11 protein-coding genes and 2 pseudogenes are annotated in these 16,130 nt (G+C 69.4%); 2 read left to right on the top strand and 11 right to left on the bottom strand.

Features of this window, described 5'->3' with window-relative positions:
- Window positions 1–75: 75 nt before the first annotated feature.
- The 7 genes from ACIRFL_RS19080 to ACIRFL_RS19050 all read right to left on the bottom strand — a co-directional run bounded on the left by ACIRFL_RS19080 (window position 76) and on the right by ACIRFL_RS19050 (window position 7,672).
- The gene (locus ACIRFL_RS19080; protein WP_404029730.1) at window positions 76–2,289 is read right to left on the bottom strand and encodes a 2-dehydropantoate 2-reductase; all 2,214 of its coding nucleotides are present in this window, start codon (window positions 2,287–2,289) and stop codon (window positions 76–78) included.
- Window positions 2,286–3,092, bottom strand: coding sequence for an SDR family NAD(P)-dependent oxidoreductase (locus ACIRFL_RS19075; protein WP_404029729.1), 807 nt, complete (start codon window positions 3,090–3,092; stop codon window positions 2,286–2,288). Before ACIRFL_RS19075 ends, ACIRFL_RS19080 begins: the two co-directional genes overlap by 4 nt.
- Window positions 3,092–4,387 carry an MFS transporter gene (locus ACIRFL_RS19070; protein WP_404029728.1) on the bottom strand — a complete coding sequence of 432 codons (1,296 nt, stop codon included), beginning with the start codon at window positions 4,385–4,387 and terminating at the stop codon, window positions 3,092–3,094. The genes ACIRFL_RS19075 and ACIRFL_RS19070 overlap by 1 nt, the downstream gene beginning before the upstream one ends.
- A complete protein-coding gene (locus ACIRFL_RS19065; protein ID WP_404029726.1) occupies window positions 4,384–5,340 on the bottom strand; it encodes a polysaccharide deacetylase in 957 nt (318 codons plus the stop codon). The genes ACIRFL_RS19070 and ACIRFL_RS19065 overlap by 4 nt, the downstream gene beginning before the upstream one ends.
- A gap of 104 nt (window positions 5,341–5,444) precedes the next feature.
- Window positions 5,445–6,452, bottom strand: coding sequence for an Lrp/AsnC family transcriptional regulator (locus tag ACIRFL_RS19060; protein WP_404029724.1), 1,008 nt, complete (start codon window positions 6,450–6,452; stop codon window positions 5,445–5,447).
- A 274-nt stretch (window positions 6,453–6,726) separates the two neighbouring features.
- Entirely contained in the window at window positions 6,727–6,900 is a 174-nt protein-coding gene (locus ACIRFL_RS19055) for a hypothetical protein (RefSeq protein ID WP_404029722.1), read from the bottom strand.
- Between the two features lie 121 nt (window positions 6,901–7,021).
- Window positions 7,022–7,672, bottom strand: coding sequence for a TetR/AcrR family transcriptional regulator (locus ACIRFL_RS19050; protein ID WP_404029721.1), 651 nt, complete (start codon window positions 7,670–7,672; stop codon window positions 7,022–7,024).
- 392 nt (window positions 7,673–8,064) lie between these two features.
- Between ACIRFL_RS19050 and ACIRFL_RS19045 the strand changes: the two genes are divergently transcribed.
- Together ACIRFL_RS19045 and ACIRFL_RS19040 are read left to right on the top strand one after the other, a co-directional pair.
- Complete coding sequence (locus tag ACIRFL_RS19045; RefSeq protein ID WP_404029720.1) at window positions 8,065–9,663, top strand: MFS transporter; 1,599 nt, start codon at window positions 8,065–8,067, stop codon at window positions 9,661–9,663.
- A 415-nt stretch (window positions 9,664–10,078) separates the two neighbouring features.
- A pseudogene (locus tag ACIRFL_RS19040) lies at window positions 10,079–10,689 on the top strand (IS5 family transposase); the annotation flags it as partial.
- A 66-nt stretch (window positions 10,690–10,755) separates the two neighbouring features.
- Here ACIRFL_RS19040 and ACIRFL_RS19035 read toward each other — a convergent pair.
- The 4 genes and pseudogenes from ACIRFL_RS19035 to ACIRFL_RS19020 form a co-directional block, all read right to left on the bottom strand.
- Window positions 10,756–11,436 (bottom strand): annotated as a pseudogene (locus tag ACIRFL_RS19035) (DNA-3-methyladenine glycosylase family protein); the annotation flags it as partial.
- A gap of 317 nt (window positions 11,437–11,753) precedes the next feature.
- A complete protein-coding gene (locus ACIRFL_RS19030) occupies window positions 11,754–12,377 on the bottom strand; it encodes an alpha/beta hydrolase (protein WP_404029718.1) in 624 nt (207 codons plus the stop codon).
- A 675-nt stretch (window positions 12,378–13,052) separates the two neighbouring features.
- On the bottom strand, window positions 13,053–14,339 hold the full coding sequence (locus tag ACIRFL_RS19025; protein ID WP_404029717.1) for an amidohydrolase family protein: 1,287 nt from the start codon (window positions 14,337–14,339) through the stop codon (window positions 13,053–13,055).
- Window positions 14,340–14,370: 31 nt separating this feature from the next.
- On the bottom strand, window positions 14,371–16,032 hold the full coding sequence (locus ACIRFL_RS19020; RefSeq protein ID WP_404029715.1) for an alpha/beta fold hydrolase: 1,662 nt from the start codon (window positions 16,030–16,032) through the stop codon (window positions 14,371–14,373).
- Window positions 16,033–16,130 lie beyond the last annotated feature (98 nt).

The raw sequence follows: 16,130 nt of genomic DNA, 5'->3' as shown, positions 1-16,130 counted from the left end.
GGTGGCCCTGACGCCGCCCGGCGTCGTCCGGGACCGGGACGACCGTCAGCCAGGGGCGGCGCGGGCCGGTCTCGGCTACTCCACGGCCAGAGCGGTCAGGACCGTGGCGGCGAGGGCCGCGCGAGAGACCATCCCCGCGACCGAGACGTTTTCGGAGCGGGCGTGCGCACCCGACCCGACCGCGCCGATGCCGTCGAGAACGGGTGTTCCGCCCGCCACGACGAAGTTGCCGTCGCTGCCTCCGCCGACCGACGCCTCCGGCAGGCCGAATCCGAGCAGGGCCGCGCACCGGCGGGCCTGGGCGGCGAGCGCCGCCGCCTGAGGTGTCCGTTCGAAGACAGGACGGTTCCAGTCTCCGGTGATCACCACGTCGGTGCGCGGGTCGATGGGGCGTACCTCTGCGAGCGCCTTCGTGATGCGTTGCTGCTCGGAAACGGAGGCCACGCGGATGTCCAGGTGTGCGCTCGCTCGACCGGCCGTGACGTTGCTGCGCGTGCCGCCGGCCACCACTCCCACGTTGAGCGTGGTGCCCTTCGCGGGCTCGCGTAGCTCGGCCAGCAGCAGGATCTGGTGGGCGAGTTCGTCGACGGCACTGGCTCCGGCGTCGGGGTCGAGCCCGGCATGGGCTTCGGTGCCGGTGACCGTGAGGGTGAAGAGCCCCACTCCCTTGCGTGCGGTTTTGACCGCGCCGTCGGCCGCGGGCTCGAAGACCATGGCGAGGCGGCTGTCACAGGCTTCGGAGACGATCGCCTCGCGGGAGGCGAGGCTGCCGGTCTCCTCGTCCCCGTTCAGCATCAGGGTGTGCGCGGGCCTGGGCAGGCCGAGGGCGTGCAGGGCGCGAAGGGCCCACACTGCCTGCACGAGTCCGGCCTTCATGTCGAAGACGCCGGGTCCGGTGACCCGGTCGCCCTCGCGTCGGAACGGCCAGGTGTCGAGCGTTCCGGTCGGCCACACCGTGTCGTAGTGGCCGAGCAGGAGGACCGGACGGGAGTCGGGAGCGGTCGTCCCGTGGCCCGGGTAGCGGCGGATCAGAACATCGCCTGCCTCCCGCCGGGTGAGCCGCTGTTCGTCGTCGGGCGCACCGAGTCGTTCATCGAGCCAGGCGCACAGCCAGTCGAGGCAGGTGTCAAGGGCCTCAAGGTCGTCGCTGGCGCTGCCCTGGGCGGTGTAGGCGGCGAGGTCGGCGACCATGTCTTCGCGGTGTGCTTCGAGCCAGTCGCGTACGGCCTCCGCCTGGGCGGAGGCCGGCGGCGCGGGGTGCTCGGCCAGCCGGTCCAGGGCGTCGAGCCGGGCCTCGGACATGTCCTCGGGTGTCCTTTCCAGATGGCGCAGATCGTCTACGACGGCTCGCAGTACCGGCGTGGGCAGGCCCTCGTGAGCGGCACGGTCGAAGACGTCGGCGTAGTGCGTGGGCGCTTCCACGGGCCGCCGGCGCACGGCGAGGTCACGCCAGATGCCACTGCGGTCCTTGCTCTGGGTGCGCAGCCACGCGGTGAGCCGGTCGAAGGCGGTGTCTCGGCGGGACGGGTCGCTGTCGTTCCGGAATGCGTGGGGATCAAAGGCGTCGAACCCCTCCAAGGTGACGCCGAGTCGGTCCGCGACGGCGAAGATCTCACCGGTCAGGGCCGTCATGGTGGGACGGTGCCGGTCGATGAGGTCGGCCATGGGTGCGTCCGCGAGAGCGGTGGCGGCGAGCATGGCACCGAATCCGGCCTTGGCCCACAGGTAGCCTTCGACGTTGTCGCTGGCCACGGCCGGGCCCCAGCTCTGGAAGTGTTCCACCAGCTCTTCCACGCGCGGGCTGACGGGTCGGTTGTCGTGTTCCCCGACCACGAGGGCGCCGGCACCGCCGTCCTGGATGACGCCCGGTTCGATGACGTCGGCGAAGAGGTTCACGAAGGCGGCGACGGTCCGGCCGGTTCCCACTCGCCGCGCGATGAGTTCCTCGTTGAAGCCGTTCTGCAGGGAGACGACGTAGCCGTCCGGGGCCAGACGCGGCGCGATCCAGTCGAGTGCGGCTCCGGTGGCCTGCGCCTTCACCGCGAGCAGGACACGGCCGAGGGCGCCGGTGAACTCCTCGGGGGTGGTCGCGGTGACCGGGACGCTCGCCCGAGTGCCCTCGCCGACGACGGTGAGGCCATGGGCCGCGATGGCGGCCACGTGGGCGAGGTCGGTGTCGACGAGGGTGACCGGGTGTCCGGCGCGGGCGAGGCTGAAGGCGAGGGTGCCGCCGATGGCGCCTGCCCCGACGACCGTGTAGGCGGGAAGGTCGGTGGGGGCGTGGGTCATCGGGTCAGTCCTTCCTGGACCGCTGCTCGTGCGGGGGTGGAGGTCTCGTGCGGCTGCCAGATGCGGGGCAGGTGCAGGGCACCGGTGCTGGACCCGCCGTCCACGCGGAGGACTTCTCCCGTGATCCAGGAGGCATCGGGTCCGGCGAGCCAGCGCACGGCGCGGGCGATGTCCTGCGGTGTGCCGGGGCGGCCCAGCGGGTTCGCGCCGATCGCGGCCGCGTATTCGGCGGACACCGGGTTGCAGTCGCTGTCCACGGGGATGAAGCCGGGGCTGACCGCGTTGACGCGGATGCCGTGCGCGCCGAGTTCCAGTGCGGTGGCGCGGGTGGCCATCTCCAACGCCGCCTTGGAGCTGGCGTAGGGGCCGCCCCCGAGCCGGGAACGCAGCGCTGATCCGGAGGAGATGTTCACGACGGCGCCGGGCCTGCCCTGGGCGATGGCAAGCCGGGCGAAGGCGCCGGTGGCCAGGACCGGGGCGCGCAGGTTGATCGCGAACATCCGGTCCCAGGACGCGGTGTCGACGTCGGCCATGTCGAGCGAGGGGTAGATGCCCGCGGCGTTGACCAGGACGTCGACCGGACCATGCTCCCGCCATGCCTCCTCGACGAGGCCGGCGGGCGTGTCGGGGTGGGCCAGGTCCACGACACGGGTCGTGCGGCGGGCGTTCGAACGGGTGCCGATGGCCTTGAGCGCGTCAGCATCACGGTCCGCGACGGTGAGGCGGGCACCGTGGGCGGCGAACTCCTCGGCGATGGCAGAGCCGATGCCCCCCGCGGCTCCGGTGATGAGGACGTGGACCATCAGTGGAACTCCTTGTCCTTGGTCTCCGGCATCGTCAGGTAGACGACGAGGGAGACGAGGGCCGCCGCGGAGACGTAGATCCACAGCAGGTCGCTGTGCCCGCTCTCGTGCAACCAGGTCGTCAGGTAGGGGGCGGTCCCGCCGAAGAGGGCGACCGCGAGGGCGTAGGGCAGGGCGATGCCGGTGGCCCGGACCTCCGGCGGGAACTGCTCGGCCATGATCACGGCGCAGTTGGCGGAGTAGCCGAGGATCAGCGTCATGCCCACGAGCTGGACGAGGTACAGGCTGAGGAAGCTGCCGCTCAAGAGGTGGAGCAGGGGCCAGGACAGGAGCACGAAGCCGCCGGCGAAACCCGCCATGGTCGGCTTGCGCCCCACGCGGTCGGACAGACGCCCGACGAAGGGCAGCGCGACCACGAAGACGATCAGACACAGCGTCTGTGACAGCAGCGCGGACCTCAGCGGGATACCGGTGGTCAGGTTGGCGTAGGTCGGGAGGTAGTTGACCCAGATGTAGTAGGTCAGGGTGCCCGCCACCGTGATGCCCGCGACGCGCAGAGTGGCCTTGGGATGCTCGACGAACATGGCCTTGACCGGGTTGGTGCGGGTGCGGCCGGAGTCCTGGACCTGGGTGAAGGACACGGTGTCCTCGACCGAGACCCGCAGCCACAGCCCGACAAGGCCGAGGAGTGCGCCGACGACGAACGCGGCACGCCAGCCCCAGGAGTGCAGGGCGTCGTCGCTCAGGGCCGAGGTGGTGAGGGTCCCCAGGAGGGAGGCGATGAGCACGCCCCCGGCGACCGACACCTGCTGCCAGGAGCCGGCGAACGCACGCCGTCCGTGGGCGGCGGATTCGACGAGGAAGGCGGAGGAGGAGCCGAACTCGCCGCCGGCGGAGAAGCCCTGGACGAGTCGGGCGAGGAGCAGGACGAGCGGCGAGAACACGCCGATCCGGTCGTAGGAGGGGGTGACGGCGATGACGAAACCGGCGCCCGCCATGAGAGCGACGGTGAGGGTCATGCCCTTCTTGCGTCCGTGCCGGTCGGCATAGGCGCCCAGGACGGCGGCGCCGACGGGGCGCATCACGAAGCCGACGGCGAACACCGCGAGCGTGGACAGCAGGGCGACCGCGCCGTCTGCGGAGGGGAAGAACTCATCCGCGATGATCTTGGCGAAGATGGAGTAGAGGGCCCAGTCGACCCATTCGACGGTGTTGCCTATGGTGCCGGCGACGATGGCCTTGCGCTGGGACGCTCTCAGTCTGCCGCGTGCGGGTGTGACCGACTCGATGCTCATGATGTGTGCTCCGGGGCTTCGGGGACGGAACGGGCGGGGGCCTGGCCGTGCAGTACGTCGCGGGCGACGTCCGCGAGTTGGGCGTGCGTGGCGAACCAGACGCCCCGGTGAGCGGCGATGTGGTCGAGGAGTTCACGCAGCGCCACCAGGCGCGAGCGGTGGCCGATGACGTGCGGGTGCAGGGTGAGCTGGAAGACCCCGCCGTCGCGGTAGGCGGCGTCGAACTCGTCGGTCCAGATCTCCCGCACGTCGCGGGGACGGCTGTGCGGGCGGACGGACCCGTAGCGGTCCATCGTGAAGTACGGCGCGTCGTCCCTGATCCAGTCGACGGGAATCTCCACCAGGCCGGTGGCCCGGCCGTCGGCGACGATTTCGTACGGCTCGTCGTCGGCCATCAGGGAGGAGTCGTAGGCGAACCCGAGTTCGAGCATGATGCCGAGGGTGGAGTCGGAGAAGTCCCACGACGGGGTACGGATCCCGACCGGCCGCTGCCCTGTCAGGGTGGTGAGCGTGTCGAGCGCACGCTCGGTGAGTTCCCGCTCCTCGTCGTGGCCCAGCAGCATGTTGCGCTCGTGGATCCAGCCGTGGACGGCCAGTTCGTGCCCGTCACGGGTGTAGGCGCGGGCCTCCTCGGGATGAAGGAGGGCGGAGACGGCCGGCATGAAGAAGGTGGCGGGGACACCGTGGCGGGCAAGGAGGTCCAGGATCCGCGGGGCGCCGGCCCGCGCGCCGTACTCGCCTTGCGCGAGCCGCCCGGGGCTTGTCTCGCCGTCGCGCAGCGGGATCGTCTCGTGGTCGGAGTCGAAGGACAGGGCGACCGCCACGCGGGCACCCTGGGGCCAGCGATCGGGCACCAGGTGCCGTCCGGCGCGGACGGCACCGACGTGACCGCGCCAGACGTGTTCGGGCCAGCGCCAGCTTTCCGCGGGGAGGCCGAAGTCGGCTGTGGGCATGGTTTCTCCAGGAGAGGCGGGGACGGAAGCAGCGCACACCAAGGCGGCCGGCCGGCCCGGCGGTGCGCCACAGGTGCGTTATGGATGTGTCGGCGGCCCGCGGCTCAGCGTGTACGGGCCATCCGGTGCCAGGAGTACTTCAAGGTGGCGAGGTGGAGCGTGATGTCCGAGGCGATCAGCCCGGGCAGCGCTCCGATGACGTCGCTGGTGTAGCGGAACAGGTCGACGCGGCGGGGCAGGACCATGTGCCCGACGAGGTTGAAGCGCCCGGTCGCCGCGCCGAGGAACTTGGTTCCCGGGTGCCGTGCGAGTTGGCGTCCCGCTGCGTCGAGCCGGTCGGGCTCGATCGACAGCCACAGCATGAACTCGGCGTCGTAGCCGAGCAGGGCGGGATCGACCAGGGTGCGGAACTGGAGGATGCCACGGGCGATCAGCCGCTCCATGGCCCGCGTGATGCCCGACTCGGTGTGTCCCAGCTCCCGGGCCAGGGTGCTGACCTGGGTGCGGCCGTCCTCCCTCAGGGCGGCGGCGATCTCCCGTTCCAGAGGACTCAGCGTCCTGGGTTCTGCGTCCCAGTCGGCGCGGTCGCACGGCGAGGTCAGTGAGGCGGGCCGCAGGTCGGCGGCGGCCGCCTCGGGAAGCAACCCGGTGTCCCACATCGCCGCCGAGGTGAAGGCGAGGATGACCGGGACGGCCTCGGTGCCGGCGATCAGGTCGGCACCGGGCAGATCGGGAAAGAGCATGCGCATCATCTCGTCGTTGTCGCGGGCGACGAAGTCGACGACGAGATCGGTGGCGCCGGTCACGACGGCCACGAAACGCACGTCGGGGCTGGCGACGAACCGCTCCGCGAGGTCCAGCCCGCGACCGGGCTTCGCCTGCACCCTCAGGAACGTGGCAGAACCCGCCCGGGTGCGGTCCAGCTCCAGGGTGCCGACGACGCGCAGCAGTCCGCGCTCGCGCAACGCCTTGTACCGTCGCCGGACGGTCGACTCGTTCACGCCCACCCAGTGAGCCACCGCGTTCCACCGGGCACGACCGTTGAGCTGGAGCGCCGCGATCACACGGCGGTCCAGCTCGTCAATGGTGTCCGTCAGAGCTCGGTGGGCCATGGCGCCGGACGTTATCCAGCAGTTTTCGGCCCGTCAATGAAGGAATACGGCGTGGATGGAGGCAGGACGGAGGCGCTCAGGCGGCTCAGGGGGCCACGGCGCGGACAACGGCACTGATCCGAGGCGCCCGACTAGATCCCGCCACGGGTGACGGATTTCACCACCCCCGCGTCCGAAAATGTTCAGCTCGGCTTTCCCCGGAGCGTGCTGTGCGTCCTCGGTACCGACAGGCGTTGCGCATACCGGGCGGCCCGCCTCGCTTGGTCGTCGACGCTCATCGGGGTCCGCAGCGGCAGCTGTCGAGCATGTCGGCGGTGAGGGTTCTGGCTTCGGCGATCCGGCTGCGGCTGAACATCCATTTGCGCCAGGCGCTGAGCGAGGTGACGGACGCGACGAAGGCGGGGGGCTGGGGCTGCGGCAGATCGGCGCACAGGTGGGTCTGCCGCATGAAGAAGGTTCGTTACCGGCTCGCCCAGATGTCGGACGAGCCGGCCGGGCCCGCCTGGATTGTGGTGTTGACTGTTTCGGGCCCTCGGTGGTGCCCCCGTCGCGGGGCAGGCACAGGAGCCTCAGGCGTCGGTGTACCGGCGCGCGAGATCGGCTGCGATGCCGTCCAGAACACCGGCAAGACCTGAGGCGAACAAGGCATCGAGATCCCAAGGGTCGGCGCCCGCGCGCATAGCGCGGGCAAGCCGAGGATAGGCCCCGGGTTCGTACAGCGGGCTCTGTGCCCGGTCCGGGGCTTTCGCCCCCTGTTTCGTGGCGATCTTCGACTGCCGCTCCGCCTCCGCGTCGCTCACGAGGATCAGCGCCACGCCTTGCACGTAGGAGGCGAACATGAACATGTACCGGAAGGCATCGGCCGGTTCGAGGTCAAGCTCGTCGAACGAGGAGAAGGCGCTTTCGCTGTCCGCTGCGAGAGCCGGGCTGAAATACGCGCGGGTCGTCACCATGACTCTCGACAGGATCCACGGGTGGCGGTGATACAAGTCCCAGTCGCGGTGCGCAGCGCGTTCGAGGCCGTGACGCCAGTTCCGCGGTGGTGAGTCGGGCAGTGGCACGTCGGCCATCGCGGCTTCCACCATCAGGGTCACCAGGTCGTCCTTGGATGCCACATGCCGGTACAGGGACATCGTGCCCGTGCCGAGTTCCGTGGCGACCCGGCGCATCGACAGCGCGTCGAGCCCCTCCGCGTCCGCGACGGCGATCCCGGCCCGCACGATGCGCTCGACGGTGAGGTGCCGCGCGCCGTCTTCGTTCTCCGGGACGTGGGCCGGTACTTCCGCCCTGCGTGTCCGGTAGGCCCTCGCCTGGCACGCACGGGAACAGTAGACCCTCGGCCGCCCTCGGTCCGCGGGCTCCAGCGCCCTTCCACACGACGCGCATGTCGGCTGCACCGACATCAGCATCCTCCCTTTTCGTCACACTCAAGGTTTGTGTCGAAATTCTAGCCCGTCAGCACTCCCACCTCTGATGCGATTCGAATAAGCAGCTCAAAAAGCCGTTGTCCCACTTGTGCATGGGTGCGTACTCTGCACGCTGTCGCTGCGTACGACGTACGCATCCGGAGTGGTCAAGCGGCATACGGGTCTTGCACGAACCAGGAGAGGACATGACTGAACAGGAAAGAAGAGCCGGAACCAGGGAGTGGGTCGGTCTCGCCGTCCTGGTACTGCCCTGCCTGCTGGCATCCATGGACATGTCCGTCATGTTCATCACACTCCCGTCCCTGGCGGCCGACCTCGGCCCGAGCAGTTCCGAGCAACTGTGGATCATGGACTCCTACGGGTTCCTCCTCGCCGGCCTGCTCATCACCATGGGCACGCTCGGTGACCGCTTCGGGCGGCGACGGGTGCTCCTCACAGGCGCCGCGGCCTTCGGCGTCGCTTCAGTCCTGGCGGCCTGTTCAAGCAGCCCCGGGACACTCATCGCGGCCCGCGTACTCCTCGGCATCGCCGGAGCCACGCTGGCGCCCTCCACCCTTTCCCTGATCCGAAGCATGTTCCACGACGCCGCGCAGCGGGCCACCGCAGTCGGCATCTGGACAGCCGGATTCGCGGGCGGCGCTGTGCTCGGCCCGATCATCGGTGGTCTGCTCCTGGAGCACTTCTGGTGGGGATCGGTCTTCCTGATCAACGTGCCGGTGATGGTCCTGCTGCTGATCCTCGGCCCGCTGCTGCTCACCGAATACCGCGACCCCGAGCCGCGCCGCTTCGACCTGCTCGGCGCCGCCATGTCTCTGGTGGCCGTGCTCAGCATCATCTACGGCATCAAGGCCATGGCGGAACACGGCTTCGGGTGGATTCCTCTGGCATGCTGCGCCGCCGGACTCACCGTGGGGGCGGCATTCCTCCGCCGCCAGCACAGGGCTGCCAACCCGATGATCGACATGAATCTCTTCCGCACACGCCGGTTCAACATTCCTCTGCTCATCGACGCGCTGGCGACGTTCGGGCTCGTCGGCTTCAGTCTGTTCAACTGGCAGTTCATGCAACTCGTCCTGAACATGGGCCCGTTGGAGTCGGCCTTGTGGTCCTTGCCCACCTTCCTCGTGATGCCCCTCGGCATCGCCCTGGCCACCACGATCGCCCCCCGCATCGGCAAGCACAACGTGATCGCCGCCGGGCTGCTCGTGGCGACCGGCGGCTACGTCGTACTGACCCTGCTCCAGTCCGATTCGGGAATCGGCCACCTCGTCAGCGGCATGGCCGTCGTCTCGATCGGCATCGGCGCCGTCGCCGCCGTCGTCACCGAGGTGATCCTGTCCGCCGCACCACCGGAACGGGCCGGGGCGGCCTCCGCCATGGCCGAGACCTCGGCCGAATTCGGCGGCGCACTGGGCATCGCACTCCTGGGCAGCATCGGCACCACCGTCTACCGTTCGGAACTGGCCGCCAAAGCTCCCGACAACCTCACGCCCAAAGAACTGGAGGCAGCACAAAGCACCCTCGGTGGCGCGGTCGAGACAGCCGCCGCCCTCCCGAAGGGCACCGCCGACTCCCTGCTGAACGCAGCCTTCGACGCCTTCGCCCGGGAAGCCAGGATCGCCTCGATGGTCAGCGCCGTCCTGATGACCGGCGCTGCCATCCTCATCGCCACCCAACTCCGCACCGCACGCACACGGAGCGGGCCCGAGGTCCCCCAATCCGCGGCGGAGCACCATGACGGGGACCGGGCAGGGAACCCGCCCTCCCGGGCAACCTCGTCCTGAACGACACCCAAACCACGACCACCACGCCCGCACCCGAGCCCGCCGCACCGCCCTCGATGGCTTGGGGCAACCGGTGTTCGAGCCGTAGCGGCTGCTTCGCTCGCTCCTGCGGCGGTGCCCGCACGTCGCCAACACGCAGGTTATAGAGGCCCTGAAGGAGGTCGATAGGGCCTCCTCTGCCCCACCCGGAGCGCGCCGGGTCACCTCCACATCAGCGCGCTCCAGGGGCAGTTGGACGCCGAGTACCGCTGTCACAGAGAGGACGAACCCCTGGCCACGAGGCTGGGGACTCAGCGAGGCTCAGAGCAACTCACGGGATGCCGCACAAAGCAGGTCATCGGATCCCGCTTGCGGCAGTCCTGGCCAGCACGTCCCGGCGCTTAGAGGTCCTGACAGAAGCTGCACACCGGCATCCAATGGGAGTACCTGCCCCAGGAAGGCCGGGGTGTGGGACCAACTGCAGGTGCTGCTGCTGAAGAAGCTGCGGGCGGCGGGGAAGCTGGACTGGTCCCGGGCGGTGATCGACTCCTCCCATGTGCGGGCGGCCCGCAGGGGCCCAGAAGCGGTCCCGGTCCGGTCGACCGCGCACGGCCGGGCATCAAGCACCACGTCGTCACCGACGCCCAGGGCATCCCGCTCGCGGTGTCGCTGACCGGCGGCAACCGCAACGACGTCACCCAACTCCTGCCCCTGATCGACAAGATCCCGCCTGTCGCCGGGGTTGTCGGCCGGCCGCGGCGCCGGCCCGACACGCTGTTCGCCGACCGCGGCTACGACCACGACAAGTACCGGCGCCTGCTGTGGCAGCGCGGAATCCGTCCCAAGATCGCGAGGCGAGGCCGGCCCCACGGCTCCGGCCTGGGCATCTTCCGGTATGTCGTCGAACGAACGATCGCCTGGCTGCACGGCTTCCGTCGCCTGCGCATCCGGTGGGAGCGACGGGACGACATCCATGAAGCCTTCCTCGGGCTCGCCACATGCCTCATCACCTACAGACACGTCCGACGCCTTTGTCAGGACCTCTAAGCGCCTCTGTGGCTGACCTGCACAGAGGTGAGCGTCGCGAGCCCGAACTGAGCCGCGTCCTCGTGGTCAATGCAATCGGGGGGTGGCGCGATCCTGCATGCGGGCGCGCAGGAGGAGGGCGACCCAACTGCGGTAGGGGCGCCAGCTCTCGGCGATGGCTGCGAGCCGGGCGGGGTTGTCGGCGGTGGCGGCGTCCAGCGCGTACTCGGTGGCCATGGCCTGGTGAACACGTCGTTCGGCGACGGGGAAGACATCGGGGTGGCCGGCGCCGCGGATCAGAATGAGTTCAGCGGCGAACGGGCCGATGCCAGGGAGTTCCTGGAGTGCCTTCAGTGCTTGCTCGCTGTCCTGGCCGCGCAGGGTGGTGGCGTCGAGATGTCCGTCAAGAGTCGCGTCGGCCAGGGCGTGCAGGCGATGGAGCTTGACGTCGGTCAGGCCGGGGATGTCGCGCAGCTCACGAAGGACGGCGGGTTCGGGGAAGGCATGGAGGGTCTGCCCCGCGACCTCGACCGGCCGGCCGTGATCGCGGGCGAGGCGGGCCTTGATGGCGGCGGCCTGGGTCATGCGGAGTCGGTTGCCGATCAGAGCCCAGGCGGCTGCCTCGTAGGGAGAGTTGAAGCAGACGGGGCGCAGCCCGGGGTAGTCGGCCTGCAGGCTCGCGACGACCTTGTCGCGCTCGCCGACGGCAGGGAAGCCGGTGCCGTCGATGTCCAGGGAGAGGATGCGTGCGATCTGGCCTCGACCGGCCTTCCGGTTGGCGTCATGGCTCGTAGGCGATGCACCCTGGCCTGTCCCTGGGTGAGGTGGGTGCGGAAGAAGCGGGACACGTTCGCGACTGCGTTGTCGATTTGCTTGGGCGAGTCGTAGTAGTCGTAGTGGTTCCCGTCGGACCACACGAGCTCCTTCTCGCCCTGGACGGCCTCGTGAAGCGCCTTGGCGTTCTCGGGCAGCGCGCTCTCGTCGGAGTGCACGACGATCGTCGCAGTCGTGACGGACGCCGCCTGGCTCAGTGCGTCGAAGGCGAGCCAGTTCGTCCACGAGGAGACGTCGTACTCGTTCTTGTACTACGCAACGTTGCCCCGCGATTCGTTGGTGTAGTAGTCGAAGGCGCCCTCGTAGGGGATGTAGTTGACCGCGTCCTTGTCGGTCTCGCTGTAAGCCGTGATAGTCGTGGCCTCGCCGGTCTCCTCGTACTTCTTCCTGGCCGTGGCCGCCTGCTCGCGCCGCGCGGCCATGCCGTCCTCGCCGTAGGTGGCGATAAAGACGGCGTCGTTGACGAGGAACCCGGCGACCGTCGCCAGACCCTTCAGACGCGGATCCTGGGCGGCGAGGTAGACCGCGTTGCTGGCCGAGGTGCACACGCCGACCATGCCGACCGCGTCCACGTAGGGGAGCCCGGTCAGGTAGGTGACTGCCGCCTGGAGGTCACTGAGCTTCTCGGCGGGCGACTCGTACTGACGCGGCTGCCCCTCGCTCTCGCCGTAGTGGGCGTAGTCGAAGCTGAGAGCGACGAAGCCCTGCTCGGCGAACTTCTTCGCGTAGGTTCCGGCCATCTGCTCCTTGACCGAGGTGAACGAGCCCTGCACGATCACCGCCGGGTAGCGGCCGTTCTCGTCGAGGTCGTCCGGGGTGAACAGGTTGCCCACCAGGGTCAGACCGTCACGGTCGAAGGTGATCTTGCGCTTCACGCTGTACTCCTCGGTCGTTGCGTTCCCCTCGCCGTCAAGGCCGTAGCCGGTAAGTCCGACGGGTTGCCGGTGTGGGCGTTTGTCTGCCCGCGGGGGCGGCTGGTCCGTCTGCTGCCCGGACCGCCACGTTTCGAGAGTGCCCCCGGTGCGACTGGTCCACAATGGGAAGGATCTTTCCTAGGCACCTGACCAGCGACGACACGCCGGGCGCCTCGTCCTTGCGGCCAGCGCTCCGCCCGGGCACCGCAACGCCCCACTCACTGACACTTATGACACCGCCGCCGACCGGCTCCACCGGCAGCGCCACTATGGCCATCCCGCTGCTGGAGGCCACGCTCGCCCAGCGCGAGTCAGCCCTCGGCGACACCCACCCCCACACCCTGACCACCCGCAAAACCTCGCCGACGCCTACCGAGCGACAGGCGACCTCGAACGGGCTATCCCCCCCTGTTCGAGGCCACCCTCACCCAATGCGAGGAGGTCCTGCGCCACACCCACCTTCAGACACTGACAGTCCGCCACAACCGCGCCGCAGTTTGTCAAGGCGCCAGGACCGTACAGCAACCGGGCACAGCAGGTTCAGCAACCACCCCTGCCGTTCAGCGCCCCTCAGAGGCTTCCCGGCGCCCTGGTGCCCCCGGGTGGGACAGGAACCGGAGGCACCAGGTTTGGGGATCAGGCCGTGACGACGACAGGCTGATCTGCCGGGGCGGAGGTGATACCGGGTGCGCCGTGGCCGGGGTCCTTGTGGAAGGCGCCGTTCTTCATGATGCCGACGATCCTGTCGCGGTTCTGCAGGACGGTTATGTCCTGGAGCGGGTCGCCGTCGACGAGGATGAGGTCGGCGTAGAAGCCGGGCTTGATCTGTCCGAGCTCGTCGGGCATCCGCATGATCTCCCCGCCGAGCTTGGTCGCGGCCAGCAGCGTCTGCATCGGGGTGTAGCCGATGAGCTCCACGAAGTGCTGCAGGTCACGGGCGTAGGTGCCGTGCGGGGTCCAGGCGAAGCCGTAGTCGCCGCCGGGCAGGACACGGATGCCGCGCCGCCGCATCTCCTGCAGGCCCGCGATGGCGCACTCGAGCTCGCGCTTGTAGCCGGCCGCCTCGGCGGCCTCGGGCGGGTAGCCGAAGCCGGCGGCGTCGTTGAGGGTGGCCACCAGCCAGTTCAGGCCGGGGGCGACGAAGACCTCGTCCTTCTTGGCTTCCAGCATGTCGAGGCCCTCTTCGTCGATGAAGCTGGCGTGGTAGATGATGTCGACGTTGTTCCGCAACGACATTTTCACGCTCTCCGCGGAGCGGGCGTGCGTACACACGCGCAGGCCGCGGCGGTGGGCCTCGGTGGTGACGGCGAGGACCTCCTCGTCGGAGAAGTAGTTGTCCTCGGCGTGCTGGTTTCCGGTGATCTCCTCGCCGGACATGCTCAGCTTGACCAGGTCGGCGCCGTAGGCGACGTTGCGGCGGACCTGCTTGCGCATCTCCTCGGCGCCGTCGGCGAACGCGGTGATGCCGTCCACGAGGGCGCCGCCGGTGACGGCGATCTCCTGGCAGTTGGCCAGGTAGCGCGGGCCGACGAGGAGTCCGTCGTTGATGGCGTTGCGGATCACGACGTCCAGGCGGGCCTTTGCGGAGGCCGCGCCGACGCACATGGTGTACCCGGAGTTGAGGTAGGTCAGCGCGGAGCGAGCGGACAGCAGGGTGTGCTCCTCCACGCCCAGGGTCCCCAGGCCGGGCAGGTCCGCGGAGTTGATCCAGCTGAAGTGGGTGTGCGCGTCGCACAGGCCGGACATGAGGAACTGTCCACGGCCGTCGACGACGCGGACGCCGTCGCGGGGCAGGTCACCGCTGCCGCGGCGGACCTCGGCGATGCGCTCTCCGGTGACCAGGACCTCGCCGTGGAACGGCTCGCTGCCGCTGGAGTCGAAGACGCGGACGTTGGTGAACAGAGTGGAGGTGCTCGGTGACATCGTCGTCACCATCCTTTCAGGGCGGAGCGGGTCAGGGCTGGGCGAGGAACTCCTGCAGGTGGCGGGTGACTTCTTCTGGTGCTTCCAGGGTGTGCCAGTGGCCGATGCCCTCGATGATGTGCAGGCGGGCCTTGGGCAGCAGGGCGAAGATGTCGTCGTTGACAGCCGGCGGGCTGGTCTTGTCGTCGCTGCCGGTGAGCAGCAGCACCGGGGCCTTGATGCCGGCGAAGTCCGGCTCCTCGGCCGAGGCGAGGGCCTCGCAGGCGGCGGCGTAGCCGTCGGGGTCCTGGCCGAGCAGCAGTTCCCGGACCAGGGCCGCGGCCAGGGGACGCTCGGTGCGGGTCTGCTCAGAGATGGCGACCGAGACGATGGTGTCGGCCACTGCGGACATACCGCCTTCGCGTACGGTGCGGGCGCGGGCCCGTGTGGCGTCCTTGGCCTGTGGGGCCTGGGCGCGGACCGGCCCGAGCAGCGCGAGCTTGGTGACCCGGCCGGGATGGGCGGCGGCGAAGGCGGAGGCGACCAGGGTGCCCATGGAGTGGGCGACGACAGCGGTCTCCCCGATGCCCTCGGCGTCCAGCAGGGCGGTGAGTTCCTCGACCCAGCCGGTGATGCTGGGTGTGCCGTTGCCGGGTGAGCGGCCGTGGCCGGACAGGTCGTAGCGCAGCACGGTGTGGTGCTCGGCCAGGGCGGCGACCTGCGGGTCGTAGACGGTGGTGGCACCGCCGAGGCCGTGGATGAGAACGACGGGCGAGCCCTGCCCGGTCTTCTCGACGAACAACTCGGCACCGGCGGCGGGCCGCAGGTGGTCGCGGCCGGCCGCGGGACCGATGGTGTTGGTCAGCTCGCCCAGTCCTGGGGCGGAGACGACGACCTGGTCCCCGGTGGTCAGGTACTTGGGCGGGTCGAAGCCGATGCCGACGCCGACGGGGGTGCCGGTGGCGATGACGTCTCCGGGTTCCAGCGTGATGCCGGCCGAGAGGGTCTCGATGATGGCCGCCACGTCGAAGATCAGCTGGGAGGTGTTGGTGTCCTGGCGCAGCTCGCCGTTGACACGGGTCTGCAACTGCAGATCACGGATGTCGATCTCGTCGGCGGTCACGGCCCACGGCCCCATCGGGCAGAAGGTGTCCAGGGACTTGCCGATGAACCACTGCTTGTGATCACGCTGCAGGTCGCGGGCCGTGACGTCGTTGATGAGGGTGTAGCCCCACACGTGGTCCATCGCCTCGTCCCGGCTCACCTTCGAGGCGCGCCGCCCGATGATGACGCCGATCTCGCCCTCGTAGTCGAGCGCGGAGGTGATGTCGGAGTGCGGGTCGACCACGTCACCGGAGGCGATCACGGAAGCGGCCGGCTTGGTGAAGACGACCGGGTACTCCGGCATGTGCCGGCCGTCCGGGGAGCCGGTCGCGTCGAAGCCGCTCTTGGCGAACTCCGCCGCGTGCTCGGAGTAGTTGCGTCCCACGCAGAAGATGTTGCGTGCCGGGACGTGGGGGGCCAGCAACCGGCCGTCGACGGCCGACCCGCCGATCTCCAGGCGCCCTGCTGCTTCCGGGCCCGCGTCGATGATCTGCTGCAGGTCGCTGACGGGTACGCCGGTGTCGGCGAAGCGCGCCTCGCGGCCCGTTCCGTGTTCGTCGACCGCGCACATCCGCACGCCGTCCTTGGTGTGAATCCTTGCGAAGCGCACCGCATCTCCTAGACCAATAGGAACCAATACGAGGAATCGGTTCGTATCGGTGAGACTAGGTTCGCGTTTCCGGGAGGTCAATACTCGATTTCCCCACG

It is taken from the genome of Streptomyces sp. NPDC102462, from assembly GCF_044765425.1.
In the GTDB taxonomy this organism is placed as follows: domain Bacteria; phylum Actinomycetota; class Actinomycetes; order Streptomycetales; family Streptomycetaceae; genus Streptomyces.
The sequence above is the reverse complement of the archived record's forward strand: the minus strand, read 5'-3'. Positions and strand labels throughout refer to the sequence as shown.

Bases quoted from the DNA above. Each gene is read 5' to 3' on its own strand.
- ACIRFL_RS19075 (WP_404029729.1), bottom strand. From the start codon at position 3,092: ATGGTCCACGTCCTCATCACCGGAGCCGCGGGGGGCATCGGCTCTGCC.
- ACIRFL_RS19070 (WP_404029728.1), bottom strand. From the start codon at position 4,387: ATGAGCATCGAGTCGGTCACACCCGCACGCGGCAGACTGAGAGCGTCC.
- ACIRFL_RS19065 (WP_404029726.1), bottom strand. From the start codon at position 5,340: ATGCCCACAGCCGACTTCGGCCTCCCCGCGGAAAGCTGGCGCTGGCCC.
- ACIRFL_RS19055 (WP_404029722.1), bottom strand. From the start codon at position 6,900: ATGCGGCAGACCCACCTGTGCGCCGATCTGCCGCAGCCCCAGCCCCCC.
- ACIRFL_RS19080 (WP_404029730.1), bottom strand. From the start codon at position 2,289: ATGACCCACGCCCCCACCGACCTTCCCGCCTACACGGTCGTCGGGGCA.
- ACIRFL_RS19060 (WP_404029724.1), bottom strand. From the start codon at position 6,452: ATGGCCCACCGAGCTCTGACGGACACCATTGACGAGCTGGACCGCCGT.
- ACIRFL_RS19045 (WP_404029720.1), top strand. From the start codon at position 8,065: ATGACTGAACAGGAAAGAAGAGCCGGAACCAGGGAGTGGGTCGGTCTC.
- ACIRFL_RS19025 (WP_404029717.1), bottom strand. From the start codon at position 14,339: ATGTCACCGAGCACCTCCACTCTGTTCACCAACGTCCGCGTCTTCGAC.